The sequence below is a fragment of the Streptomyces qaidamensis genome (assembly GCF_001611795.1).
GTDB classification, from domain to species: Bacteria; Actinomycetota; Actinomycetes; order Streptomycetales; family Streptomycetaceae; genus Streptomyces; species Streptomyces qaidamensis.
The window spans coordinates 3,294,868-3,316,092 of the sequence record NZ_CP015098.1; the positions used below are offsets into that span (position 1 = coordinate 3,294,868).

22 protein-coding genes are annotated in these 21,225 nt (G+C 71.1%); 10 read left to right on the forward strand and 12 right to left on the reverse strand.

What is annotated here, in order from left to right; all coding sequences use genetic code 11:
• Positions 1 to 95: 95 nt before the first annotated feature.
• Positions 96 to 296 (forward strand): helix-turn-helix transcriptional regulator, encoded by a 201-nt coding sequence (locus A4E84_RS14405; protein ID WP_062926956.1) that lies wholly within the window; start codon positions 96 to 98, stop codon positions 294 to 296.
• A 63-nt stretch (positions 297 to 359) separates the two neighbouring features.
• On the opposite strand, the gene A4E84_RS14410 is transcribed toward A4E84_RS14405, so the two are convergent.
• Together A4E84_RS14410 and A4E84_RS45225 are read right to left on the reverse strand one after the other, a co-directional pair.
• Entirely contained in the window at positions 360 to 1,403 is a 1,044-nt protein-coding gene (locus A4E84_RS14410) for a zinc-dependent alcohol dehydrogenase family protein (RefSeq protein WP_062926957.1), read from the reverse strand.
• Positions 1,404 to 1,597: 194 nt separating this feature from the next.
• A complete protein-coding gene (locus A4E84_RS45225; RefSeq protein ID WP_257784339.1) occupies positions 1,598 to 1,732 on the reverse strand; it encodes a hypothetical protein in 135 nt (44 codons plus the stop codon).
• Positions 1,733 to 1,845: 113 nt separating this feature from the next.
• On the opposite strand from A4E84_RS45225, the gene A4E84_RS14415 reads away from it, so the two are divergent.
• Together A4E84_RS14415 and A4E84_RS14420 are read left to right on the forward strand one after the other, a co-directional pair.
• Positions 1,846 to 2,085: a heavy-metal-associated domain-containing protein gene (locus A4E84_RS14415; RefSeq protein WP_062926958.1), complete on the forward strand. Its 240-nt coding sequence runs from the start codon at positions 1,846 to 1,848 to the stop codon at positions 2,083 to 2,085.
• 172 nt (positions 2,086 to 2,257) lie between these two features.
• On the forward strand, positions 2,258 to 4,498 hold the full coding sequence (locus A4E84_RS14420) for a heavy metal translocating P-type ATPase (RefSeq protein WP_062926959.1): 2,241 nt from the start codon (positions 2,258 to 2,260) through the stop codon (positions 4,496 to 4,498).
• 702 nt (positions 4,499 to 5,200) lie between these two features.
• On the opposite strand, the gene A4E84_RS14425 is transcribed toward A4E84_RS14420, so the two are convergent.
• Complete coding sequence (locus A4E84_RS14425; RefSeq protein WP_062926960.1) at positions 5,201 to 6,490, reverse strand: citrate synthase; 1,290 nt, start codon at positions 6,488 to 6,490, stop codon at positions 5,201 to 5,203.
• A 178-nt stretch (positions 6,491 to 6,668) separates the two neighbouring features.
• Positions 6,669 to 8,948: an SF1B family DNA helicase RecD2 gene (gene recD2 / locus A4E84_RS14430; protein WP_062926961.1), complete on the reverse strand. Its 2,280-nt coding sequence runs from the start codon at positions 8,946 to 8,948 to the stop codon at positions 6,669 to 6,671.
• A 527-nt stretch (positions 8,949 to 9,475) separates the two neighbouring features.
• Between recD2 and A4E84_RS42900 the strand changes: the two genes are divergently transcribed.
• Both A4E84_RS42900 and A4E84_RS14435 read left to right on the forward strand, forming a co-directional pair.
• Positions 9,476 to 9,646 carry a hypothetical protein gene (locus tag A4E84_RS42900; RefSeq protein ID WP_157851227.1) on the forward strand — a complete coding sequence of 57 codons (171 nt, stop codon included), beginning with the start codon at positions 9,476 to 9,478 and terminating at the stop codon, positions 9,644 to 9,646.
• Positions 9,647 to 9,718: 72 nt separating this feature from the next.
• Positions 9,719 to 10,249 carry a GNAT family N-acetyltransferase gene (locus A4E84_RS14435; RefSeq protein WP_062926962.1) on the forward strand — a complete coding sequence of 177 codons (531 nt, stop codon included), beginning with the start codon at positions 9,719 to 9,721 and terminating at the stop codon, positions 10,247 to 10,249.
• Between the two features lie 244 nt (positions 10,250 to 10,493).
• On the opposite strand, the gene rbsD is transcribed toward A4E84_RS14435, so the two are convergent.
• From rbsD to A4E84_RS14460, 5 genes are all read right to left on the reverse strand, one after another.
• A complete protein-coding gene (gene rbsD / locus A4E84_RS14440; protein ID WP_062926963.1) occupies positions 10,494 to 10,883 on the reverse strand; it encodes a D-ribose pyranase in 390 nt (129 codons plus the stop codon).
• Positions 10,880 to 11,782 (reverse strand): ribokinase, encoded by a 903-nt coding sequence (locus tag A4E84_RS14445; protein WP_062926964.1) that lies wholly within the window; start codon positions 11,780 to 11,782, stop codon positions 10,880 to 10,882. Before A4E84_RS14445 ends, rbsD begins: the two co-directional genes overlap by 4 nt.
• Before the next feature lie 74 nt (positions 11,783 to 11,856).
• Positions 11,857 to 13,806 (reverse strand): ABC transporter permease/substrate-binding protein, encoded by a 1,950-nt coding sequence (locus A4E84_RS14450; RefSeq protein ID WP_062926965.1) that lies wholly within the window; start codon positions 13,804 to 13,806, stop codon positions 11,857 to 11,859.
• Complete coding sequence (locus A4E84_RS14455) at positions 13,796 to 15,316, reverse strand: sugar ABC transporter ATP-binding protein (RefSeq protein WP_062926966.1); 1,521 nt, start codon at positions 15,314 to 15,316, stop codon at positions 13,796 to 13,798. The genes A4E84_RS14450 and A4E84_RS14455 overlap by 11 nt, the downstream gene beginning before the upstream one ends.
• On the reverse strand, positions 15,313 to 16,332 hold the full coding sequence (locus A4E84_RS14460; protein WP_062926967.1) for a LacI family DNA-binding transcriptional regulator: 1,020 nt from the start codon (positions 16,330 to 16,332) through the stop codon (positions 15,313 to 15,315). Before A4E84_RS14460 ends, A4E84_RS14455 begins: the two co-directional genes overlap by 4 nt.
• A gap of 225 nt (positions 16,333 to 16,557) precedes the next feature.
• On the opposite strand from A4E84_RS14460, the gene A4E84_RS14465 reads away from it, so the two are divergent.
• Both A4E84_RS14465 and A4E84_RS14470 read left to right on the forward strand, forming a co-directional pair.
• Positions 16,558 to 16,923, forward strand: coding sequence for a cupin domain-containing protein (locus A4E84_RS14465; protein ID WP_062926968.1), 366 nt, complete (start codon positions 16,558 to 16,560; stop codon positions 16,921 to 16,923).
• 77 nt (positions 16,924 to 17,000) lie between these two features.
• Positions 17,001 to 17,648, forward strand: coding sequence for a dihydrofolate reductase family protein (locus A4E84_RS14470; protein ID WP_062926969.1), 648 nt, complete (start codon positions 17,001 to 17,003; stop codon positions 17,646 to 17,648).
• Positions 17,649 to 17,655: 7 nt separating this feature from the next.
• On the opposite strand, the gene A4E84_RS14475 is transcribed toward A4E84_RS14470, so the two are convergent.
• Positions 17,656 to 18,456 carry an MBL fold metallo-hydrolase gene (locus tag A4E84_RS14475; protein WP_062926970.1) on the reverse strand — a complete coding sequence of 267 codons (801 nt, stop codon included), beginning with the start codon at positions 18,454 to 18,456 and terminating at the stop codon, positions 17,656 to 17,658.
• 86 nt (positions 18,457 to 18,542) lie between these two features.
• On the opposite strand from A4E84_RS14475, the gene A4E84_RS14480 reads away from it, so the two are divergent.
• Entirely contained in the window at positions 18,543 to 19,136 is a 594-nt protein-coding gene (locus A4E84_RS14480) for an ABATE domain-containing protein (protein ID WP_062926971.1), read from the forward strand.
• Positions 19,137 to 19,147: 11 nt separating this feature from the next.
• Here A4E84_RS14480 and A4E84_RS14485 read toward each other — a convergent pair whose 3' ends face one another.
• A complete protein-coding gene (locus A4E84_RS14485) occupies positions 19,148 to 19,456 on the reverse strand; it encodes a hypothetical protein (protein ID WP_062926972.1) in 309 nt (102 codons plus the stop codon).
• Between the two features lie 329 nt (positions 19,457 to 19,785).
• On the opposite strand from A4E84_RS14485, the gene A4E84_RS14490 reads away from it, so the two are divergent.
• Together A4E84_RS14490 and A4E84_RS14495 are read left to right on the forward strand one after the other, a co-directional pair.
• Positions 19,786 to 20,607, forward strand: a complete 822-nt coding sequence (locus A4E84_RS14490) for a helix-turn-helix domain-containing protein (RefSeq protein ID WP_062926973.1) — start codon at positions 19,786 to 19,788, stop codon at positions 20,605 to 20,607.
• Positions 20,597 to 20,803, forward strand: a complete 207-nt coding sequence (locus A4E84_RS14495; RefSeq protein ID WP_237304914.1) for a DUF397 domain-containing protein — start codon at positions 20,597 to 20,599, stop codon at positions 20,801 to 20,803. Before A4E84_RS14490 ends, A4E84_RS14495 begins: the two co-directional genes overlap by 11 nt.
• On the opposite strand, the gene A4E84_RS14500 is transcribed toward A4E84_RS14495, so the two are convergent.
• Positions 20,800 to 21,195: a MerR family transcriptional regulator gene (locus A4E84_RS14500; protein WP_062926974.1), complete on the reverse strand. Its 396-nt coding sequence runs from the start codon at positions 21,193 to 21,195 to the stop codon at positions 20,800 to 20,802. The genes A4E84_RS14495 and A4E84_RS14500 overlap by 4 nt on opposite strands.
• Positions 21,196 to 21,225: the final 30 nt, after the last annotated feature.

Below are 21,225 nucleotides of genomic sequence, written 5' to 3' on the forward strand. Positions count from 1 at the left end.
CCGGACACAGGCTTGTTGATCGCCAGCGCAGCACCCGGCTCCCCCGGACGGCCGTCCACGGCCGCCGCCGTGGTGCGCGCGGGGAGGTGCACGTCATGACCGACCGAAGGCTCTGGTCCTACAAGGAGATCGCGGCGCACATCCGGGTGCAGCCCGACACCGTTCGGTCCTACCGCAAACACGGGCTGCTGCCCCCGCCCGACCATGTCGAGGGCGGCAAGCCCTACTGGTACGCCGACACCGTCCGGGCGTGGGTCGCCTCCAGGCCCGGCAACCGCGGCCGAAGAGCCGAGTGAGTCCCTCCCCTGCCTCGGCCTCGTGCCCCGCCCTCGCGTGGGGCACGGTCGTCGGCCGGGGTGTCAGCTCCAGGGCTCGATGACCGTGGCCCCCGCTCCCGGCGCCGTCCCCATCGCCGCCAGCGCGGCCGGGACCTCGTCCAACCCGATCGTCGACGTCACCAGCAGGTCGGGGCGCAGGACGCCGCTGCGGACCAGCTCAAGCATCGGCGGGTAGCTGTGCGCGGCCATGCCGTGGCTGCCGAGCAGTTCCAGCTCCAGGGCGATCACGCGGGCCATCGGCACGGGGGTCGTGCCGGCCGGTGAGGGCAGCAGGCCCACCTGGACGTGCCGGCCGCGGCGGCGCAGGCCGTCCACGGATGCGGCGCATGTACCGGGTGAGCCCAGGGCGTCGAGGGAGAGGTGGGCACCGCCGCCGGTCAGTTCACGGACCGCGGCCGCGGTGTCCGGCACCGCCGTCGCATCCAGGCAGTGGGCCGCGCCGAAGCTCCGCGCCAGTTCCAGGGCCCGTTCCGACACGTCGATCGCCACGACGCGGGCTCCCGACGCGGCCGCGATCATCACGGCCGAGAGCCCGACCCCGCCGCATCCGTGCACGGCGACCCACTCCCCCGCCACCACCCGGCCCTGCTGCACCACCGCTCGGTACGCCGTGGCAAAGCGGCAGCCGAGCGAGGCCGCTGTCGCGAAGGACAGTTCCCCGGGCAGCGCCACGAGATTCACGTCGGCGTGGTCCAGCGCCACGTACTGGGCGAAGGAGCCCCAGTGGGTGAAGCCGGGCTGGGTCTGGCGCTCGCAGACCTGATGGTCGCCCGCCGCACAGGACGGGCAGGTGCCGCAGGCGCAGATGAACGGCACGGTGACCCGGTCGCCGGGCCGCCATCCGGTCACCCGGGCGCCCACCGCCTCCACGACCCCGGCGAGTTCGTGCCCGGGCACGTGCGGCAGTGCGATGTCCGGGTCGTGGCCCTGCCAGCCGTGCCAGTCGCTGCGGCACAGCCCGGTGGCCTCGACCCGCACGACGACTCCGTCCTCCGCAGGTTCCGGATCCGTGACCTCCCGCACCTCGGCCGCTTCCCCGTACCGCTCGAACACCACGGCCCGCATGGACCCACCCGCCTTTCGTCGCTGTCGTGCCCGGGGCGCCAGGGGCCCGGGTGGCGTCGGGTGACCGCGCGTCCCGGGTGTCCGGCGCCCTGGGGAACGCTAGCGCCGCGGTGCGGGCCGCCGAACGACCCGAGGCCCCGCCGACAGCCGCCCGGGCCGAAGCGCTCGTGGGAACGATGCAGGGCACCCGGCCCTCACCAGGTGGCGCGGCCGGTGAGGCGCATGACCGCCGCCGCCGTGGTCAGCCCGCCGGTGCGTGCCAGGCCGTGCCGGACGGCGATGAGCGGGAGGCGTTCGTGCAGGAGCTGAAGGGTGCCCTCGTGCGCCATCTGGAACCGTTCATGGGGACGTCGTGAACTGATACCCCCTAGGGGTACAGTTGGGATGTGTGGGTCCCTCAGCGGACCCCACAGCCCCACATGCCTCGACGAGGAGTAACGACATGACCGCCCAGACCGACACCACGGGCCCCGTCACCACCGTCTTCAAGGTGAGCGGCATGAGCTGCGGACACTGCGAGGGCGCGGTCTCCGGCGAGATCTCCCAGATCTCCGGCGTGAGCTCGGTGACGGCCGTCGCCAAGACCGGTGAGGTCACCGTCGTCTCCGCGGCCCCGCTCGACGACGAGGCCGTACGCACCGCCGTGGACGAGGCCGGCTTCGAACTGGCCGGCCGGGCCTGAGCCACCCGGGCCCGGCCCACGGCCGGGCCTGACGCACCCAAGTCCGGCGGCCGGCAGGTCTGAGACGCGCCGGTCCTGGCACTCGTACCCGTGTACGGGCCGTACGCCGCCGCCCCGGCCCGTACGGCCCGTTCCGCTTCCCGGGCACCCGCATCTCCTGGAGTCAGAGGACATGACCAGCACCACCGCAAAGGCACCGGCCGACCGGGAGCCGGCCCTCGCCGAGGTCGAGCTGCTCATCGGCGGGATGACCTGCGCCTCCTGCGCGGCCCGCGTCGAGAAGAAGCTCAACCGTATGGAGGGCGTCTGCGCCACGGTGAACTACGCGACGGAGAAGGCCCGGGTCGCCTACCCCGCGGGCATCGAGGTCGCCGACCTGATCGCCACCGTGGTGAAGACCGGGTACACCGCCGAGGAGCCCGCACCCCCGCGGGAGGAGGCCTCCGACGCCGAGACGGAGGACCCCGAGCTGTCGGCGCTCCGCCGGCGCCTCACCGTCTCCGCCGTCCTCGCCCTGCCCGTGATCCTCCTGGCCATGGTTCCGGCGCTCCAGTTCGACAACTGGCAGTGGCTCTCGCTCACCCTCGCCGCGCCGGTCGTCGTCTGGGGCGGGCTGCCCTTCCACCGGGCGGCCTGGACGAACGCCCGGCACGGCGCCGCCACCATGGACACCCTGGTCTCCCTCGGCACCCTGGCCGCTTTCGGCTGGTCCCTGTGGGCGCTGTTCCTCGGCGACGCGGGCATGCCGGGCATGCGGCACCCCTTCGAGCTCACGGTCTCGCGCGGGGACGGCGCCTCCTCGATCTACCTGGAGGTCGCCTCCGGCGTCACCGCGTTCATCCTGCTGGGCCGCTGGCTGGAGGCCCGTTCCAAGCGCCGCGCGGGCGCCGCGCTCAGGGCGCTGATGGACCTGGGCGCCAAGGACGTGGCCGTGCTGCGGGACGGGCGCGAGGTGCGGATCCCGGCGCAGCGCCTCGCCGTCGGCGACCGGTTCGTCGTACGGCCCGGCGAGAAGATCGCCACCGACGGCACGGTCGTCGAGGGTGCCTCCGCCGTGGACGCCTCGATGCTGACCGGCGAGTCGGTGCCGGTGGACGTGACGGCCGGGGACGCGGTCACGGGCGCGACGGTCAACGCGGGCGGGCGGCTGGTCGTCGAGGCCACGCGGGTCGGCGCCGACACCCGGCTCGCGCGGATGGCGAAGCTGGTGGAGGACGCGCAGAACGGCAAGGCCGAGGTACAGCGGCTCGCCGACCGGATCTCGGGGATCTTCGTGCCGGTGGTGCTGCTGATCGCCGTCGCCACGGCCGGGGCGTGGCTCGGGCTGACGGGCGACGGCGTCGCCGCGTTCACCGCTGCCGTCGCCGTCCTGATCATCGCCTGCCCGTGCGCGCTGGGCCTGGCCACGCCGACCGCCCTGATGGTCGGCACGGGCCGCGGCGCCCAGCTCGGCATCCTCATCAAGGGCCCGGAGGTCCTGGAGTCCACGCGCCGGGTCGACACGGTCGTCCTGGACAAGACCGGCACCGTCACCACGGGCCGGATGACCCTCCAGGAGATCCACCTCGCCGAGGGCGCCGACGAGAAGGAGGTGCTGCGGCTCGCGGGCGCCGTCGAGCACGCCTCCGAGCACCCTGTCGGCCGTGCGATCGCGCTGGGCGCCGAGGAGAGCGCCGGGCGGCTCCCGGAGGCCGAAGCGTTCCAGAACGTGCCCGGGCGGGGCGTACGCGGGCGCGTGGAGGGCCGTGACGTCGCCGTGGGGCGGCTCTTCGACGAGCTGCCGCCGGAGCTGGCCCGCGCGCGGGACGAGGCCGAGCGGGCCGGGCGTACGGCGGTCGTGGCCGGCTGGGACGGAACGGCGCGGGCCGTGCTGGCCGTCGCGGACGCGGTCAAGGAGACCAGCGCCGAGGCCGTGCGCGAGCTGCGCGCCCTGGGACTCACGCCGGTGCTGCTGACCGGGGACAACCGTGCGGTGGCCGAGACGGTGGCCGCGGCCGTGGGCATCGAGCAGGTGGTGGCCGAGGTGCTGCCCGAGGACAAGGTCGACGCGGTACGGCGGCTGCAGGCCGAGGGGCGGGTCGTCGCCATGGTGGGCGACGGCGTCAACGACGCGGCCGCGCTCGCCACCGCCGATCTGGGCCTGTCCCTGGGCACCGGCACGGACGCGGCGATCGAGGCGGGCGATCTGACGCTGGTCCGCGGCGATCTGCGGGTGGCCGCGGACGCGATCCGGCTGTCCCGCCGGACCCTGGCCACGATCAAGGGCAATCTCGTATGGGCCTTCGGCTACAACGTGGCCGCGCTTCCGCTGGCCGCCGCGGGCCTGCTGAACCCGATGATCGCGGGGGCCGCTATGGCCTTCTCGTCGGTCTTCGTCGTCACGAACAGTCTGCGGCTGCGGACATTTCGGTGAAGTCGCCCGAATTCGGCCCAAGTTCACGGCGAACGCGATTTGAGCCCCTCTGGAGTCCCGGGCCCGGCTCACATAAGCTCTTCACAAGGCTCGCGCATCATCCTTACGCTTGGGCCTCGAACGGCATACCCGGGCTCTTGCGCATCTAACGGACATACGCAAGAGACGCAGATCACAGTGATGTGAACGTAACCATCGAAGGGGTTCGAAGGTCTAAGTTGACGATGTCAGGGAGCGTCTTGGGGGGCGCCACCTGGCATCTGGAGATGTCTTGGGGGACTTCTCCGGATGGGGGTACCTCCCTGCTCGAACGAAGTTGAGAGCTTGGGGGAGCGTTGCCGGGGCAGGTACACCGGGAAGCTTTGAGCGGCCCTCCCGGGCGTGTGCTGTCCCGGCAGATCGCACAACCACCGCAATACCGCAGCACCGCAGCACCGCAGTACCGCAGTACGACGAGTTCTGCTCGTTCTGCTCAACAGCGATTCAGGCGCTGTCCTCACAGACGCCCGGCCGGATCCCGTGGGGGGAATCCGTACCGGGACTGGGAAGGCGCCCTGGACGTCGGCCCGTGGGGGGACCGACGCCGGGGCGCCTTCTTCATTGCGTAAGAAATCACGTGAGAGATCACGCGAAGCGCGTACCGCCCACGCGAAAGCCCCCGCACCCGCCAAGCGGATACGGGGGCCGAAGCGCTGCTGCGGCTCAGCGCTCCTCTACGGGAACGAAGTCGCGCTCGACCACGCCCGTGTAGATCTGGCGCGGGCGGCCGATGCGGGAGCCCGGCTCCTTGATCATCTCGTGCCACTGGGCGATCCAGCCCGGCAGGCGGCCGAGGGCGAACAGGACCGTGAACATCTCGGTCGGGAAGCCCATGGCCCGGTAGATCAGGCCCGTGTAGAAGTCGACGTTCGGGTAGAGGCTGCGCGAGACGAAGTAGTCGTCGGAGAGCGCGTGCTCCTCCAGCTTCAGCGCGATGTCCAGCAGCTCGTCGGACTTGCCGAGCGCGGACAGCACGTCGTGCGCGGCGGCCTTGATGATCTTGGCGCGCGGGTCGAAGTTCTTGTAGACCCGGTGGCCGAAGCCCATCAGGCGGACGCCGTCCTCCTTGTTCTTCACCTTGCGGATGAAGGTGTCGACGTCGCCGCCGGAGTCGCGGATGCCCTCCAGCATCTCCAGCACCGACTGGTTGGCGCCGCCGTGCAGCGGGCCCCACAGGGCGTTGATGCCGGCGGAGATCGAGGCGAACATGTTCGCCTGCGAGGAGCCGACCAGGCGGACCGTGGACGTCGAGCAGTTCTGCTCGTGGTCCGCGTGCAGGATCAGCAGCTTGTCGAGCGCGGAGACCACGGTGGGGTCGAGCTCGTACTCCTGCGCCGGGACCGAGAAGGTCATGCGGAGGAAGTTCTCGACGTAGCCGAGGTCGTTGCGCGGGTAGACGAACGGGTGACCGATCGACTTCTTGTACGCGTACGCGGCGATCGTCGGAAGCTTGGCGAGCAGCCGGATCGTGGAGAGGTTGCGCTGGCGCTCGTCGAACGGGTTGTGGCTGTCCTGGTAGAACGTGGACAGCGCCGAGACGACCGAGGACAGCATGGCCATCGGGTGGGCGTCGCGCGGGAAGCCCTTGTAGAAGTTCTTGACGTCCTCGTGCAGCAGGGTGTGCTGCGTGATGTCGTTCTTGAACACCGAGAGCTCGTCGACGGTCGGCAGCTCGCCGTTGATCAGCAGGTAGGCGACCTCCAGGAAGGTGGAGCGCTCGGCCAGCTGCTCGATCGGGTAGCCGCGGTACCGCAGGATGCCCGCTTCGCCGTCCAGGTAGGTGACGGCGGATTTATAAGCGGCCGTGTTGCCGTAACCGCTGTCCAGCGTCACCAGACCGGTCTGGGCGCGGAGCTTTCCGATGTCGAAGCCCTTGTCACCGACGGTGCTGTCGATCACCGGGTAGGTGTACTCGCCGTCGCCGTACCGCAGTACTACAGAGTTGTCGCTCACGTCTTCCCTCACCGACGTTGTGCCTCATCTTCGAGGTGCCCTGACTGTCTCTACCATCCCCCACTTGGCTCAGGAGAGTGCACTCGGGGTCGACCATCGGGCCTATCGACGGCACTGAGTGCCGTCAACTTGCTCATCCTGCCCCCTGGGTCCCCCTTCCGGAAGTGTCTTGTGACCTTCACGACTCATTTGATCGATCATTTTTCGCGGAACCGAGCCGGAAGTCGAGTGCCGTGCACCGCCGGCCCGCCGAAATCGTGCGCACCGCCTGGCCGATCGCCTTGCGCGAACCGACGAGGACGACCAGCTGCTTGGCCCGGGTGACCGCCGTGTAGAGGAGGTTCCGCTGGAGCATCATCCAGGCGCCCGTGGTGACCGGGATGACGACCGCCGGGTACTCGCTGCCCTGGGAGCGGTGGATCGTCACGGCGTACGCGTGGGCCAACTCGTCGAGCTCGTCGAACTCGTACGGCACCTCCTCGTCCTCGTCCGTGAGCACCGTCAGGCGCTGGTCGACCGGGTCGAGCGAGGTGACCACGCCGACGGTGCCGTTGAAGACACCGTTCTTGCCCTTCTCGTAATTGTTGCGAATCTGGGTGACCTTGTCGCCGACACGGAACACCCGTCCGCCGAATCTCTTCTCGGGCAGGTCGGGCCGGCCCGGGGTGACGGCCTGTTGCAGCAGGCCGTTGAGGGTGCCCGCGCCGGCCGGGCCGCGGTGCATGGGAGCGAGGACCTGGACGTCACGGCGCGGGTCCAGCCCGAACTTGGCCGGAATGCGCCGGGCGGCCACGTCGACGGTGAGCCGGCCGGCGGCCTCGGTGTCGTCCTCGACGAAGAGGAAGAAGTCCTTCATGCCGTCCGTGACCGGGTGTTGGCCGGCGTTGATCCGGTGCGCGTTCGTCACCACGCCGGACTGCTGGGCCTGCCGGAAGACCCGGGTGAGGCGGACCGCCGGGACCGGGCCGCCGTCGGCCAGGAGGTCGCGGAGCACCTCCCCCGCGCCGACGCTGGGCAGCTGGTCGACGTCCCCGACGAACAGCAGGTGCGCCCCCGGCGGGACGGCCTTCACCAGCTTGTTGGCGAGCAGCAGGTCCAGCATGGACGCCTCGTCGACCACCACCAGGTCCGCGTCCAGCGGGCGGTCCCGGTCGTAGGCCGCGTCGCCGCCGGGCTTGAGCTCCAGCAGGCGGTGGACGGTGGAGGCCTCGGCGCCGGTGAGCTCGGACAGGCGCTTGGCGGCCCGGCCCGTGGGGGCGGCGAGCACGACCTTCGCCTTCCTGGCACGGGCCAGCTCCACGATCGAGCGGACCGTGAAGGACTTGCCGCAGCCGGGGCCGCCGGTGAGGACGGCGACCTTCTCGGTCAGGGCCAGTTTGACCGCGGCCTCCTGCTCGGGCGCGAGATCGGTGCCCGTGCGCCCCTTCAGCCAGCTCAGCGCCTTGTCCCAGGCCACGGTCCGGAAGCCCGGCATGCGGTCCTCGCCGGTGCGCAGGAGGCGCAGCAGCTGGGCGGAGAGGGAGAGTTCCGCGCGGTGGAAGGGGACGAGGTAGATCGCGGTGACGGGCTCCCCGCCGTCGGGGCCCGGCACCTTCTCCCGTACGACGCCGGGGTCCTCGCCTTCCTCCGGGGGCTCGGCCAGTTCCGCCAGGCACTCGATGACGAGGCCCGTGTCGACCTGGAGGAGCTTCACGGCGTCCGCGATGAGGCGCTCCTCGGGGAGGTAGCAGTTGCCCTGATCGGTGGCCTGGGACAGCGCGTACTGCAATCCGGCCTTGACGCGCTCCGGGCTGTCGTGCGGGATGCCGACGGACTGGGCGATCTTGTCGGCGGTGAGGAAGCCGATGCCCCAGACGTCGGAGGCGAGGCGGTACGGCTGGTTCTTCACGACCGAGATGGAGGCGTCGCCGTACTTCTTGTAGATGCGCACGGCGATGGACGTGGAGACCTCGACCGTCTGGAGGAAGAGCATGACCTCCTTGATGGCCTTCTGCTCATCCCAGGCGTCGGCGATCTTCTTCGTGCGCTTGGGGCCGAGGCCGGGGACCTCGATGAGGCGCTTGGGCTCCTCCTCGATGATCTGGAGGGTGTCCATGCCGAAGTGCTGCGTGATCCGGTCGGCGAAGACCGGGCCGATGCCCTTGACCAGGCCGGAGCCGAGGTAGCGGCGGATGCCCTGGACGGTGGCCGGCAGGACCGTCGTGTAGTTCTCGACGTGGAACTGCTTTCCGTACTGCGGGTGGGAACCCCAGCGGCCCTCCATGCGCAGGGACTCGCCCACCTGTGCGCCGAGCAGCGCGCCGACGACCGTCAGCAGGTCGCCGGCGCCTCTGCCGGTGTCGACCCGGGCGACTGTGTAGCCGTTCTCCTCGTTGGCGTACGTGATGCGTTCGAGTACGCCTTCCAGCGTGGCCATGCGCCGCTCGCCCGCCTGGGCGGCCCCCGCCTGATCGGTCATGATCCGACGGTACCGCCCGGGTACGACAGTGCGGTGGGGGGCGGAACCGCCGACGGTACCCGCATAAAGCGGCCGATCAGTATGCGACCAAGGCTTCGGCTTTCACGGCCAATTCACACAAGAGTCCGAAGCTTTACAGTTCAAGCATCTGTGCCGCCCCTTTTGTGATCCTTTCCCGTGGAAGAATTCAGGGGTTCGTCAAGGGGGGCGGATTCGATTCCGGAGCGACCGTGATGCCGATGCGTTCCCCAGGCCCGAGCGTCCCTCTGCGCGCATACACCGCGGGCACGCTTCTCGTAGCCCTGTGCGCCGTCAGCACGTTGACGCTGCTCGTGACGGCCCCCGCGATCTCCGGGGATCACACGGTCGTGGCTCCGGGGCCTTCCGCTCCGAACGAGAACACCCCCGGCTCTCCCCCGCTGCACCGGGAACCCGCGCCGGAATTCCGCCCGCTCCCCAGCCCGGGGCCGGGCTGATTCCGCCCCGGGCCCCTTCCTTCTCCCCGCCCCGAATGACGACGAGGAACGATGTCACCCCAGGCCCAGAGCGTCGCCCTGTGGATCATGTCCCTGGCCATCAACATCACGGCGGCATGCGCGGGGATCGTCTGGGGCTGGGAGGCCTTCGCGCAGTTCCTGCTGCCGGCGTTCGGGTCGGTGGTGGGGGCGTCGATGGTGAGCTACAGCCTGCGGCGGTGAGGGCGCCGGCGGCTGCCCGGGCGGCACTGAACCCGATTGCCGCTCCGCCTCCCCCTGGATAGCGTCCGCCCCATGCCCCCGACCCTGCGCACCGCGCGCCTGCTCCTGGACCCCTACACCCCGGACGACGAAGAGGGTTTCGTCGCCCTGTTCCAGGACGTCGGGGTGTCCCGGTGGATGGGTGACGGACCCTCTTCCGAGGCGGACGACCGGGCCCTGTTCGGGCGGATCTTCAGCAAGGTCTACGCGCGGGACCTGTTCGACGTGTGGGCGGTCCGGCGCGACGGGCGGCTGGTCGGGCATGCGGAGATCAAGCGGACCGACGCGGTGGACGGACACGAGATCGTCTACGCGCTGACTCCCGAGGCCTGGGGAAGCGGACTGGGGACCGAGCTCGCCGAGGCCCTCCTGGCCTACGGCTTCGGGACGCTCGGGCTCGCCGGGGTGCACGCCACCGTCGCCGCGGAGAACGAGGCCTCGCTGCGCCTGCTCGGGCGGATCGGATTCGAGCACGTGCGCGACATCGAGGAGGACGACGGGAGCCTCACCCGCGTACTCACAGCCCGCCGACGGCGACCCGGCGCCGGGCCCGGCCCGCGGTGAGCACGCCGTCGGAGGGCCTCTCAAGAATCCGGCAAGAATTCCTTACCTCGCCGTGCAACCCTTCCGGCCCCACGGCTGTCGTACTAGGCGTCAGGACTTCTGGAGGGGGATCTGGGGGGATCGCGGGGGCTCCTGACGGGAGGGGAAAAGCCGAGGGGGCCCGGTCGACGGACCGGGCCCCCTCGAAACCGTCCGGGCGCGTTTCGCGGCCTCAGAAGGCGTCAGTAGGCGTCATCAGAAGGCATCAGAAGAAGACGCCGCACCTCAGCAGGACGTTCGCGTACGGCCGTGCCTCGCCCGTGCGGACGATCAGGCGGGCCTCCTCCGAGAGCTCCTTGAGCCGCTCGTGCGACACCAGGCGCAGCCCGGGAAAGTGCCCCTCCAGCAGCGCCGACACCTCCTGGTTGGCATCCCGCAGCTCCTGCGCCGCCGTCGCCCCCTCGACCACCAGCTCGGCCAGCAGCCCGTCCAGCACCTCGGCGAACGCCGGCACCCCCGCCCGGAAGGCCAGGTCCACCACCCGGGGGCCGTCGGGGATGGGCATGCCCGCGTCGCACACCAGCACCCCGTCGCCGTGGCCGAGTTCGGCCAGCGCACCGGCGAGGTGGCGGTTCAGTATTCCGGCCTTCTTCATGAGCCGGCGACCTCCGCCGCCGTCGGGAAGGACGCCTGCGCGCCCTCCTTCGTCACCGTCGCGGCCCCCACCCGCACCGCGTACGCCGCCGCCCGGGCCAGGGACTCGCCCGCCCCCAGCCGCCAGGCCAGCGCGGCGGTGAAGGAATCGCCCGCCCCCGTCGTGTCCACGGCCTCCACCTTCACGGCCGGGACGCGCGAGACGCCTTCCGCCGACGCCACCAGCGCGCCCTCGGCGCCCAGCGTCACCACCACCGACCTCGGGCCCTTGGCGAGGAGGATCCGCGCCCAGTCCTCGGGGGTGTCCCCGACGGCGGAGTCGCCCAGGATCACCTTCGCCTCGTGCTCGTTCACGATCAGCGGGTCACAGGCCGTCAGCACCTCCCGCGGAAGGGGGCGCGGCGGCGAGGGGTTCAGCACGAAACGGCTCCCCGGTGCCAGGCTCCGTACGGTCTCCACCACCGTCTCCAGCGGGATCTCCAGCTGCGCCGACACCACCCGGGAGCCCTGGAAGAGGCACCCGGCGGCGCTGACGTCCTCCGGGGTGAGGCGGCCGTTCGCGCCGGGCGAGACGACGATGCTGTTGTCCCCGGACGGGTCGACCGTGATCAGCGCGACGCCGGTCGGCGCGCCGCCCACCAGGACACCCACCGTGTCGACGCCTGCCTGCCGCTGCGAGTCCAGCAGCAGCCGGCCGTGCGCGTCGTCGCCGACCCGGGCCAGCAGCGCCGTACGGGCACCGAGCCGGGCGGCGGCCACCGCCTGGTTCGCGCCCTTGCCGCCCGGGTGGACGGCCAGGTCGGAGCCGAGCACGGTCTCGCCGGCACCGGGCCGGCGCTCCACTCCGATCACCAGGTCGGCGTTGGCCGACCCCACGACCAGGAGGTCGTAGTCATACATGAGTTGCTCCCCACGTGAGTGACATGGCCGGGCGGTCCACCGGCTGTGGGTGACCGCCCGGCCGTTCCCCGAGGTCAGCCGCTGAAGCCGGCCACGTTCTCCTTGGTGACCACCTTCACCGGCACCTTCACCGTCTCCTCGACCTTCTCGCCCTTCAGGGCCCGCAGGGCGTTGTCCACGGCGATCTTCCCGAGCTGGGACGGCTGCTGCGCCACCGACGCGTACAGCGTGCCGCCCTCGACCGCCTTCAGTCCGTCCGGCGTGCCGTCGAAGCCCACGACCGGGACCGACGTGCCCGCCTTGGAGCCCAACGCCTTGATCGCGCCGAGCGCCATCTCGTCGTTGGCGGCGATGACGCCCTGGACGTCCGGGTGGGCCTGGAGGAGGTTCGACATGACATCGAGGCCCTTGGTGCGGTCGAAGTCCGCGGGCTGCTGGGCGACGACCTGGATACCGGGGAAGGCCTTGAGTCCGTTGGCGAAGCCCTGCGCGCGCTCCCGGGCCGCGGACGTGCCGGCCTGGCCCTGGAGGATCACGATCTTGCCCTTGCCGCCCAGCTTGTCGGCGATGGTCTTGGCGGCGAGTTCACCGCCGGCCACGTTGTCGGAGGCGACCAGGGCGTCCACCGACGCCTTGTTGACGCCCCGGTCGACCGCGATGACCGGGATCTTCGCCTGGTCGGCGGCCTTCACGGAGTTGCTCGCGGCGTCCGAGTCCACTGGGTTGACGATGATCGCGCCGAGGCCGGAACTGGTGAAGTTCTGGAGCTGGTTGGCCTGCTGGGAGGCGTCGTTCTGGGCGTCCGTGACGGTCAGGTCCACGCCCCGCTTCTCCGCCTCGGCCTCGGCACCCGCCCGGATCTGTACGAAGAAGGGGTTGTTGAGGGTGGACAGCGACAGGCCCATCTTGGGGCTGCTCGCGGCGGAGGAGCCGTTGTGCAGGAAGGACGTGGCGCCGACGATCGCGACGGTGACCACGGCGGCGAGCCCGTACGTCGCCGCCTGCTTGCCCTTGCCTCCTGAAGAGGCACCGGCCACCGGGGTCGCGCCCGCCTTGCGCCGCAGCGTGTCGAACAGCACCGCGAGCGCGATGACGACACCGATGACGACCTGCTGCCAGAACGCGGAGACGTTCAGCAGGTTGAGCCCGTTGCGCAGCACGGCCAGGATCAGCGCGCCGATGAGCGTGCCGGACGCCTTGCCGGTGCCGCCCGCGAGGGAGGCGCCGCCGATGACGACGGCGGCGATCGCGTCCAGCTCGTAGCCGTCGGCGGCCTGGGGCTGCGCGGAGGAGAGCCGGGCCGCGAGCACGACGCCGGCGACGGCGGCGAAGACGCCCGAGAAGGCGTAGATGGCGAGCTTCTGCTTCTTCACACGCAGGCCGGACAGCCGCGCGGCCTCCTCGTTGCCGCCGATCGCGTACATCGAGCGGCCGATGTAGGTCCGGCCGAGCACGAAGGCCGCGAGCAGGCCCATGACGACCATCACCAGGACCGGCACCGGCAGCCAGCCGCCGAGGGTGTCGCCGAGGTGGGAGACGGAGTCGGGGAAGGCGATCGGGGAGCCCTCGGAGATGACGAGGGACAGGCCGCGGGCCACGGACAGCATGGCCAGCGTGGCGATGAACGGCGGCAGCTTGCCGTAGGAGATCAGGATGCCGTTGACCAGGCCGCAGACGATGCCCGTCGCTATGGCGAGGAGCACGGCGAGGAAGACCGGGACGCCCGCGGAGGTGGCGCTCCAGGCGAGGACCGTGGCGGACAGCGCGGCGACCGAGCCGACCGACAGGTCGATGCCCGCGGAGACGATCACGAACGTGACACCGAAGGCGAGGATGGCGGTCACGGCCGCCTGCACGCCGACGTTGAGGAGGTTGTCCGTCGTCAGGAAGTCGCCGGACAGCACCGACATCGCGATGACGAGGACGATGAGCGCGGTGAGCGCGCCGTTGTCGAGCAGGAGGCGGCGCAGGCCTCCCGAGGCGCCACCCGCGCCCGTCGTGCTCTTGAGCGTGTCAGTGGCCACGGGAGGCCTCCTTGTCAGTGCTGGGGTTGCTTACTGCGAGTGCCATCACGGCGTCCTGGGTCGCCTCGGCGGCGGAGAGTTCACCGGCGATCCGGCCCTGGGCCATCACCAGCACCCGGTCGCTCATGCCGAGCACCTCGGGAAGGTCGCTGGAGATCATCAGGACGGCCGCGCCGGCGGCGGTGAGTTCGTTGACGAGCTGGTAGATCTCGACCTTGGCGCCGACGTCGATGCCGCGTGTCGGCTCGTCGAGGATCAGCACCTTGGTGTCGGCCAGCAGCCACTTGCCGATGACGACCTTCTGCTGGTTGCCGCCGGAGAGGGTGCGCACGTGCTGGCCGAGGCCCGCCATCCGTACGCCGAGCTGCCCCGCGATCCGCTCGGCGGACTCGCGCCGGCCCTTGAGGTCGACGAGCCCGGCACGCGTGGCCGAGCGCAGCGTCACCAGGCCGAGGTTCTCCTCGACCGAGGCGTCCAGCAGCAGGCCCTGGCCCTTGCGGTCCTCGGGGACGAGTCCGATCCCGGCGGTCATCGCCGCGTTGACGTCGTACTTGGCGACCGGGGTGCCGGACACCTTCACCGTGCCCTTGTCGTACGAGTCGGCCCCGAAGACCGCGCGGACGACCTCGGTACGGCCGGCGCCCACCAGCCCGGCGATGCCGACGACCTCACCGGCGTGCACCTCGAAGCCGATGTCGTGGAAGACGCCGTCCCGGGTGAGCCCCTCGACGGTGAGCAGGGCGGCGCCGCGGTCGGCCCGCTCGCGCGGGTACTGCTGCTCGATGGAGCGGCCGACCATGAGCCGGACGAGCTCGTCCTCGGGGGTGGCGGCGGGGACCTGCCCGACGCTCTTCCCGTCGCGGATGACGGTCACCCGGTCGCCGAGTGCGGCGATCTCCTCCAGGTGGTGTGTGATGAAGACGATCCCGACGCCGTCCTCGCGCAGCGTGCGCACGATGGCGAAGAGCTTGTCGACCTCCTCGGAGGTGAGCACGGCGGTCGGCTCGTCCATGATCAGCACGCGGGCGTTCAGGCTGAGCGCCTTGGCGATCTCGACCATCTGCAGGCGCGCGATGCCGAGTTCACGGACCCGGGCGCGGGGGGACACACTCACGCCGACCCGCTTCAGCAGGACCTCGGCGTCGGCCTCCATCCGCCTCCGGTCGATCATCCCGAAGCGGCGCGGCTGGCGTCCGAGGAAGATGTTCTCGGCGACCGTGAGGTCGGGTACGAGGTTGAACTCCTGGTAGATGGTGGCGATCCCGAGCCGCTCGGAGTCCTGCGCGCCCTGGATGCGCGTCTCCTCGCCGCCGACCAGGATCCGCCCGGCGTCGGGGGTGTAGGCGCCGGATAGCATCTTGATGAGGGTGCTCTTGCCGGCACCGTTCTCACCGAGCAGTACGTGCACCTCGCCGCGGCGCAGGTCGAAGTCGACGCCGTCCAGCGCGACCACGCCCGGGAAGGTCTTCCGTATGCCCTCGATGCGCAGCAACTCGTCCGCGTTGCTCACGTCGTGCTCCTTTGCACTGGGGTGGGGTTCTCGCCGCACGAGCGGCGTACGACGAGCCGGGCGGGGAGGGTCACGGACTCGCCGGGCCGTCCCTCGATGCGGTCGACCAGGGCCCGTACGGCGGCCCGGCCCAGCTCGCCCGTGGGCTGGGCGATCGCGGTGACCGGCGGATCGGTGTGCACGAACCACCGGATGTCGTCGAACGCGGCCAGCGCCAGGTCGTCCGGCACCCGCAGGCCACGCGCCCGTACGGCGTCCAGCGCGCCGAGCGCCATCAGGTTGTCGGCGGCGAAGACGGCCTCGGGCGGCTCGGCCAGATCGAGGAAGCCCTCGGTGACCAGGCGGCCGCTCTCGGCCTGGAAGTCGCCCTGCCCTATGTAGGCGTCGGGCAGTTCGAGCCCGTACGCGCCGAGCGCCTCACGGAAGACCTCGACGCGCTCGCGGCCGGTCGTGGTCGCCGCCGGACCCGCGATGATGGCGAGCCGCCGGTGCCCCAGCCCGTGCAGATGAGCCACGAGGTCCCGTACGGCACTCCGCCCGTCCGCCCGCACCACCGGCACGTCCACGCCCGGGATCCACCGGTCCACGAACACCATGGGCGTCCCGGCCCGCACGGCGTCCAGCATCAGCGGCGAGCCGCCGTCCGTCGGGGAGACGAGCAGACCGTCGATGCGGCGGTCGAGCAGGGTGCGCACGTGGTGGTCCTGGAGGTCCGGCCGCTCGTCGGCGTTGCCGATGATGACGCTGTAGCCGAGCGCGCGGGCCTCCTCCTCGACGGAGCGGGCCAGTTCGGTGAAGTACGGGTTCATCACGTCGCTGATGACCAGGCCGAGGGTGTGGGTCTGGTCGGTGCGCAGGGAGCGGGCGACGGCGTTCGGGCGGTAGCCCAGGGTCTCGACGGCGGCCAGCACGCGGGTGCGTGCGTCGGCGCTGACCGACGGGTGGTCGTTCAGGACGCGCGAGACCGTGGCGACGGAGACGCCGGCCTCGGCAGCGACGTCCTTGATGCTGGCCACCGCCGCTCCACCTCCTTGTGGATCAGTCGGGAGCACGGGGTGAGTGCTCGTGGAATCGATTACATCGACGGGAGCATGGAATCGATTACACGCGGCCGAATCAAGCCCCCGGCGGTACCTCTTGACCGGATCGTGATGTCGCGGGGGGCGGTCCGGCGGCCCAGGCTGGAGGTACGGGGTTTGCTGAGGGCGTACGAGGCCCTGGTGGGCCGGAGCGGAGGAACCATGACGGCGGCGACCCGGAACGACGTACCTGTCGCCCTCGAAGGCGACGGCGTGGAACTGCGCATGATGCCGATCGGCGGCGGCCTGTCGGTGGGCTACATCACCCTCCCTCAGGGCACGGACATGGGCCCGGCCCTCAAGGGGCTGCCCGACGACGCCTGCCAGTGCCCGCACTGGGGCTACCTGCTCAAGGGCCGGATCAGGATGCGCACGGCCACGGGCGAGGAGGAGTACGAGGCGGGGCAGGCGTACTACTGGGGCCCCGGCCATGTGCCGGTGGCGCTGGAGGACAGCGAGCTGGTGGAGTTCTCGCCGACCGAGGACTTCCAGCAGGTGCTCGACCACGTGGTGGCGCAGGCCGGGTGAGGTGAGGGGTCCCCCGGGCCACCGATGAGTTTCGGCGGCCCGGGCGGTCCATCCCTCGTCGACCACAGGAGGAGCCCGTGTCCCAGCTGCTGCGCGTACAGAACTTCAACGTCTCGAGTGACGGATTCGGTGCCGGTGAGGGCCAGAGCCTGGAGCGGCCGTTCGGCCACGCCGACCCGGGGACGATGTTCGCCTGGGCCGGCGCGACGGCGAGCTGGCCGAACCGCACCGACCCGGGCGGGAGCCGCGGCCTCGACGACTACCTGGTGCGCGACTTCCACCACAACATCGGCGCCGAGATCATGGGCCGCAACAAGTTCAGTCCGCAGCGCGGCCCTTGGGAGAACCACGACTGGCAGGGCTGGTGGGGCGACGAGCCGCCGTTCCACACGCCGGTGTTCGTGATGACGCACCACGAGCGTCCCTCGTTCACCCTCTCCGACACGACGTTCCACTTCGTGGGCGGGGATCCCGCCGAGGTGCTCGCCCAGGCGCGCAAGGCTGCCGGGGGCAAGGACGTCCGGCTCGGCGGCGGGGCGGCCACCGTCCGGGAGTTCCTGGACGCCGACCTGGTGGACACGCTGCATGTGACGGTCTCGCCCGGGGTGGTGCTCGGGTCCGGCTCACGGCTGTGGGAGTCGCCCGAGGAACTGCTCGACCGCTTCCACCGCGATGTGGTGCCGAGTCCGAGCGGCGTGATCCATCACCTCTTCTGGAGGAAGTGACGGCAGGTCAGGCGCCCTTGCCCCAGTCCAGCCGGTCGGCGAATCCGGCGGCGGTGAAGGCGGCTTCCAGCGCGTCGCCGCCTTCGGTGAAGTGGGCCCAGCTGTCGTAGTGGACGGGGACGACGCGGCGGGCACGGAGGATCCGGGCGGCCTCGGCGGCCATGGCGCTGTCCAGGACGATGACCTGGTTGTCGAAGAGGACGGGGAAGCGGGGCGCACCCGCGAAGAGCACGGCGGTGTCGACGGGGGCGAAGCGGCCGGCGATCTCACGGACCGCGTCGAGCGAGGCGTTGTCGCCGCTGACGTAGACGGTGGGCAGGCCCTCGCCGGTCAGGACGAAGCCGACGACCTGGCCGGTGAACGGCTCGACCTGCTCGCGGGGGCCGGGGCCGTGCAGGGCGGGGACGCCGGTCACGGTGACCGTGCCGCCGCCGGGACGGTCCAGCGCGACGGACTCCCAGTCGGCCAGCCCCTTGACCCTGCCCCCCAGGCTCTCGCGCAGGCGCTCACCGCCGCCGGGCGTGGTCAGGGTCAGGGGTATGCCGGCGAGCAGGGCCCGGCCGGAGGTGTCGAGGTTGTCGGGGTGTTCGTCGTGGGAGAGCAGCACCACGTCGACGCGGCCGAGGTCGGCGGGGCTGCCGGCGGCGGGCGCGGTCTTGGTCAGGAGCGGGCCCCCGGGCCGGCCGTAGTCGCCGGGGGCGTCGAAGGTCGGGTCGGTCAGGAAGCGCAGGCCGCCGTACTCGAAGAAGGCGGTCGGGCCGCCGAGAACGCGGACGGGGAAGTCGGCCGTCACGGGAACAGAAGACATGCAGCACCTCACGGATAGACGCGATCGAACCGTGAGACGACCGTAGCCGCTTCTCACGGATACAGGCAAGCCGTACCATGAGAAGCATGGAGGAGCCCGTGACCGGACAACCCGCCCCGCCGCCCGCCCAGGGCGAGGAGGAGCACCCCTCCCTGGCCCTCGCCAACACCGCGATCGCACTGCCCGGCGGGCGCACGCTCGACCTCCTGGGCAGCCCCGCACAGACGAACCACTGGCTGACCGAACGCGGGCTCGCCCCTGTCGACGCCGGCATGCGGGAGATGTGCGCGGCCCAACTGCGGTCGCTGCGTGAACAGATCAGGTCGCTGTTCGCCGCCCGCGCCGACGGCGTACCCGCCCTGCCCGCGGCGGTGGCAGCCGTCAACGACGCGATGACCAGGGTTCCGACGGCCCCGCTGCTGCGGTGGGACGACAAGACCGGCCCCTACCGGACCGCCCCCCCCCCCACCACCGCGATCGTCGACCTCGCCCTGGCGACCCTCGCCGCCGACGCCGCCGACCTGCTCACCTCCCCCGAGGCCGAGCGCCTGACCGCCTGCGGTTCCCCGCCCTGCAACCGCTACCTGCTGCGCCACGGCCGCCGCCACTGGTGCTCCACCCGCTGCGGCGACCGTGCCCGCGCCGCCCGGGCGTACGCCCGCCGCACCGAGCAGCGCTGACACCGTCCCGGTCATGGCCGGTGCGAACGGCCGAGCCGCTCCCCTCTGCTCTCCGCGACCCTTATGACGTCCCGCAGGGACTCGCTGAGCCGCCGGGCCAAGTAGTGCAGTTCCGCGCTGGTCACCCGGCGTTCCGCGAGGAGTCCGACGGCGTGCCCGAGCAGCCGGTCCGCCATGTCGATCTGCACGTCCTCGATCTCGTCGGCGAGTCGTGAGACGTACCCGGTGCCGTCGCCCACGAGGTAGCACGGCCTGCCGCCGGCACCGGCCCACGGCAGGAGCCGCCCGGCCACCGCGTGATCGCGCGCTCCGCCGGTCATGCGCCCGCCTCCGCCATCAGATAAGGGCGCACCAGCCGGTTGTCCTCACCCCGGAGCGGAGGCTCGTCGGAACGGCAGCAGGCCGCCGGGCATGCGTACGGGCGCGGGGGTGGTGCCGCCGATCGCCGTCGCCTCCCCCGTGGCGGCAAGAAGAAGCAGAGGAACGGTTCCAGGAGCCGGGCGATGAGGTCTACCACGTCTGTTTGCCTGCCTTCTCACCTGCGGTGACTGCGTTCTGTACTGAATCACTCACAGAGTGAGGCCGGCCCTGGCTACGCTGCCAGGGGGTGGAGCTTGACATCGGGCTTGTCAAGAAGAGGAGTTGGCCGATGGAGGAACGCCGCATGCTTCGAACACCGCGTCAGAAGTACGGGGAGGAGATGCGGCTGAGGCGGACCGCCGCCCGCCTCACCCAGGAGGAACTGGGCGACCAGGTGGTGTGCTCGCCCACGCTGATCAGCCATTTCGAGGCGGGCAGACGCCTCCCCAAGCCGGATGACGCGCAGCGGATCGACCGGGCCCTGGGGACGGACGGGTTCTTCGCGCGGTGGCTGGAGGATCTGGAGTCGCGCTACACCGACCATTTCGCGGCGGTGGCCGAGCTGGAGCAACTGGCAGCTCAGATCCAGCAGTTCGCACTCTCCCTGGTTCCCGGAGTGCTTCAGACCGACGGCTACGCACGCGCACTGTTCGGGGCCTACCGTCCGAACCACACGCCCGAGGAACTTGACGAGCTCGTTGTCATTCGAACGCAACGCCGCCGAATCCTCGACGGCCCTGCACAGCCCGTCGTCTGGACGCTGCTCGACGAGGCAGTCCTCCGTCGCCGTGTCGGCGGGCCGCGGGTCATGGCTGAGCAGTTGCACAAGGTGGCGAACATGGCTGAGTCGGGACGGTTGCGCCTGCACGTGCTCCCCTACGGCGTGGGGGCGCACGCACTCATGCAGAGCCTGCTCACGCTCATGACCTTCGAGGACTCGGCCCCGGTGGCCTACGTGGAGGGCTTCCAGACAGGCAACTTGATGGACGAGCCGGCTCTGGTGAGTGCTTGTCAGACCGCCTACGCTCTGGCGCTGAGCGACGCATTGTCGCAGCAGGAGTCACTGGCCCTCGTCAGGGCGGCAGCGGAGGAACATGCGCATGATGAATGAGCACCTCGCCCTCACAGGTTGGTACAAGTCCAGCCACAGCGGCGGGGATCAAGGCGAGTGCCTCGAAGTCGGCCCCGGCCACCCCCACGTCCCGGTGCGGGACAGCAAAGCCACCCACATCCCCGCCCTGGTCTTCTCGCGGAGCGGCTGGGCGGCGTTCGTCACCGCCGTCAAGGACGGGCACATCCGGGGTTAGGCAGGCTGCGTGAGACCCAGGGGCGGGTAGCTCTCGCCGCCCACGCGTTCGGCCGCCTCGATGTAGTCGGCGAGCGCGTCCCGGGACTGGGCGAGGCTCGCCAGCTGGTCGTCCAGCCGTCGCAGCCGTGACCGCATCGCGGCCAGCAACTCGGGGCACCCGACCAGTGTCGGGGCCTCCCCCGTCGCACAGGGAAGCAGGTACGCGATGTCCTCCGAGGACAGGCCCGCGCCGAGCAGGTGGCGGATCTGCTTCACCCGCAGCAGGGCGCTCTCGTCGTACTCGCGGTAGCCGTTCGCTCCGCGGGCCGGCTCCAGCAGGCCCTGGGACTCGTAGTAGCGCAACTGATGGGCGTTGACGCCCGTCCGCCGGCTCAGTTCCCCGATCCGCATCGACAACCTCGCTTGACCTTCACACCGGTA

Bases quoted from the DNA above. Each gene is read 5' to 3' on its own strand.
- A4E84_RS14405 (WP_062926956.1), top strand. From the start codon at position 96: ATGACCGACCGAAGGCTCTGGTCCTACAAGGAGATCGCGGCGCACATC.
- A4E84_RS14410 (WP_062926957.1), bottom strand. From the start codon at position 1,403: ATGCGGGCCGTGGTGTTCGAGCGGTACGGGGAAGCGGCCGAGGTGCGG.
- A4E84_RS45225 (WP_257784339.1), bottom strand. From the start codon at position 1,732: ATGGCGCACGAGGGCACCCTTCAGCTCCTGCACGAACGCCTCCCGCTC.
- A4E84_RS14415 (WP_062926958.1), top strand. From the start codon at position 1,846: ATGACCGCCCAGACCGACACCACGGGCCCCGTCACCACCGTCTTCAAG.
- A4E84_RS14420 (WP_062926959.1), top strand. From the start codon at position 2,258: ATGACCAGCACCACCGCAAAGGCACCGGCCGACCGGGAGCCGGCCCTC.
- recD2 (WP_062926961.1), bottom strand. From the start codon at position 8,948: ATGACCGATCAGGCGGGGGCCGCCCAGGCGGGCGAGCGGCGCATGGCC.
- A4E84_RS42900 (WP_157851227.1), top strand. From the start codon at position 9,476: ATGTCACCCCAGGCCCAGAGCGTCGCCCTGTGGATCATGTCCCTGGCC.
- A4E84_RS14435 (WP_062926962.1), top strand. From the start codon at position 9,719: ATGCCCCCGACCCTGCGCACCGCGCGCCTGCTCCTGGACCCCTACACC.
- rbsD (WP_062926963.1), bottom strand. From the start codon at position 10,883: ATGAAGAAGGCCGGAATACTGAACCGCCACCTCGCCGGTGCGCTGGCC.
- A4E84_RS14445 (WP_062926964.1), bottom strand. From the start codon at position 11,782: ATGTATGACTACGACCTCCTGGTCGTGGGGTCGGCCAACGCCGACCTG.
- A4E84_RS14465 (WP_062926968.1), top strand. From the start codon at position 16,558: ATGACGGCGGCGACCCGGAACGACGTACCTGTCGCCCTCGAAGGCGAC.
- A4E84_RS14475 (WP_062926970.1), bottom strand. From the start codon at position 18,456: ATGTCTTCTGTTCCCGTGACGGCCGACTTCCCCGTCCGCGTTCTCGGC.
- A4E84_RS14480 (WP_062926971.1), top strand. From the start codon at position 18,543: ATGGAGGAGCCCGTGACCGGACAACCCGCCCCGCCGCCCGCCCAGGGC.
- A4E84_RS14485 (WP_062926972.1), bottom strand. From the start codon at position 19,456: ATGACCGGCGGAGCGCGCGATCACGCGGTGGCCGGGCGGCTCCTGCCG.
- A4E84_RS14490 (WP_062926973.1), top strand. From the start codon at position 19,786: ATGGAGGAACGCCGCATGCTTCGAACACCGCGTCAGAAGTACGGGGAG.
- A4E84_RS14495 (WP_237304914.1), top strand. From the start codon at position 20,597: ATGATGAATGAGCACCTCGCCCTCACAGGTTGGTACAAGTCCAGCCAC.
- A4E84_RS14500 (WP_062926974.1), bottom strand. From the start codon at position 21,195: ATGCGGATCGGGGAACTGAGCCGGCGGACGGGCGTCAACGCCCATCAG.